This window comes from Acerihabitans sp. TG2, assembly GCF_035013185.1.
GTDB lineage: Bacteria > Pseudomonadota > Gammaproteobacteria > Enterobacterales > Enterobacteriaceae > Acerihabitans.
In genome coordinates this window covers 1-1,834 of sequence record NZ_JAYGJO010000080.1, presented here as the reverse complement: position 1 = coordinate 1,834, position 1,834 = coordinate 1, and the positions used below count along the sequence as shown (strand labels likewise).

The following is a 1,834-nucleotide window of genomic DNA, read 5'->3' as shown; positions in this document are numbered from 1 at the left end:
GAACCTGCAAGTAGAGTCAACCGAGGAGAGTTTCACCCCTCAGTTGCTCACAGAACCGTACGTGACAGTCTCCCGTCATACGGCTCTTGATCACCCATTCGTTGCACGAAGTAAATACCAGTGGGCAAACAGTTTCGGCTGCTGCTTTCTTGCCAGCTCCAGCCTTCGCTGCGCCTTGCGTGTTGAAAGGCGGAACTTGGATTGCATCCATTTTAATAATCTGGATTGCATGGCACTCCACAAGCGATAGCCAAAATTCCGGTACCAGAACTTGCCGTAGTACTCGATCCAGCCCCTCACCACCGCATTATAGCGTTTGGAAAAATCTGTCAGACTGTCCGTCGTGGAACGATGGATCCGCCACTCCTTGATGGTCTTAGTGATTTTTCGCATCGCCTTCATTGACGCCCCAGGCATACACTTCCGGTACAGCTCGCCTTTATAATTCTTCAGCGTCCGTACCTTGAAGTCATATCCCAGAAAGGTAAAACTCTTCGCGACATTTTGCCTTTCAAACGTATCAATATAGGCGACATTCGATTTCTCTTCATTTATCGTCAGCCCCACTTGTGCAAACCGCTGTGTTAGCCTGTCTTTTAGTCTGGTCGCATCGCTCATTCTTGAGCAGTGGACAACAATATCATCGGCATATCTTTCGAAGGGCACGCCCCGATATTCTCTGACCATCCACTGGTCAAACGCATAATGCAGAAAAAGATTAGCCAGCAGCGGTGAAACTACTCCACCCTGCGGTGTACCTCGCTCACGTGGAGTCAGCTCGCCTCCCTGGGCTCCTTGCATCGGCGCTTCCAGCCAGCGGCGGCAATATAAGATGACCCACTTCGGCATCCGATGATGCTCCAGCGCCTTGATCACCAAGTCATGCCGTACATGGTCAAAGAACGCGCTAATATCTACCTCCAGTATCCAACTATATCGTTGGCACCGGGTGGCACATTGTCGCAAAGCGTCGTGGGCAGACTTTCCTGGACGATACCCATAAGAATCAACATGAAACAGCGGATCGAGCTTGGCCTCCATAAAGCGTTTTATTGCTCCTTGGGCAATACGATCCGCCACTGTCGGTATCCCTAGGATACGCACTTTGCCGTTATCCTTAGGGATCTGTTTTTCCAGCACCGGGGGCGGAAAGTATGCTCCCGAGCAGAGTCGATTCCAGATTTTGTAGAGATTTCGATTGCGGTACTGATTGAACGCCGTCAAGGTTTGTCCATCGCAACCCGGAGCTCCGCGATTGCGTAACACGTCCTTGTAGGCAGCCCATACCAGCGCTTTCGGTATTTCAAATGGTTTTCGTTGCATTAAGTACGTCATCCTCTTACGAGTTGTGTCTTTTGCAATGAATGTGATCCCCACCCCTTCGCTCCACACCCATTACAGGCATTTCATCACTACTACGAGTGAGTCCGTCCCTACTTTCCGATGCGTGCCGAAAGTAGGTTCTCACGTTCCCTAAGATGGTCTGGCCTGGGATCTTGCTGCCTTCACACCGGGTGCCGTGCAGTCAGTAAACAGGTAACCACTGCACTTATCGGGGTCCGGCTGTACAAACCCGTTTTGACACCGTCTAAGATTTCGATGCTTCATCGGACAGTTCACTTGCGTTCAACTTTCCAGGCCGCACATGACAGTAGATCTCTGCCTTTTCCTGAAACGCTCACCACCACAACCCTTAGGCCGCAGCAGCATCAGGTTGTTTGGTCAGTGCTCCTGTAAGCCCTGACCGGAGGGCCTTCCTCCACCCACTTTAGAGCATGGATCTCTCATGCCGCCATTTTCATGGTTTCTGCTTGAGTTTTCCTTCGTGACACAC

At 51.1% G+C, this 1,834-nt stretch carries 1 protein-coding gene; it reads right to left on the bottom strand.

From position 1 onward, the window contains the following. Positions 1 to 90: 90 nt before the first annotated feature. A complete protein-coding gene (gene ltrA, locus SJI19_RS24565; protein WP_323480856.1) occupies positions 91 to 1,323 on the bottom strand; it encodes a group II intron reverse transcriptase/maturase in 1,233 nt (410 codons plus the stop codon). Between the last annotated feature and the right edge of the window lie 511 nt (positions 1,324 to 1,834).